The sequence below is a fragment of the Mesorhizobium sp. M2E.F.Ca.ET.209.01.1.1 genome, assembly GCF_004010375.2.
In the GTDB taxonomy this organism is placed as follows: Bacteria; Pseudomonadota; Alphaproteobacteria; order Rhizobiales; family Rhizobiaceae; genus Mesorhizobium.
The window spans coordinates 1-286 of record NZ_SADP02001245.1 but is presented as its reverse complement, the minus strand read 5'-3'; the positions used below and the strand labels follow the sequence as shown (position 1 = coordinate 286).

Annotated in this window: 1 pseudogene; it reads right to left on the bottom strand. The window is 62.9% G+C overall.

What is annotated here, in order from left to right:
* Positions 1–286: pseudogene (locus EN852_RS43060) on the bottom strand (hypothetical protein); the annotation flags it as partial.

Genomic DNA, 286 nt, shown 5'->3' with positions numbered 1-286 from the left:
GGCCGAGCCAAAAGAAAGTTTTCGACAGCCCGTCGAAAGAGACCGACGACAGGGCCAGCAAAAGGAAAGCCTTGCCACTCAACGGCAGCGGCTCGGCGGCGAGCAATTTGGCGCCGGGCCAGCAGAGGGACAGGCGGCCGTCATGGCGATCGAACGGCGCGAAGCGGGCGATTATCGAGAAAAAGACGGTCAGGAATTCGCCGCGCTTGCTCCAGATGCCATAGCCGAAGATGAGCATCGCGATGAAGCTCGCCAGCCAGCAGATGCCGGCGGCGAAGGCCAGGCG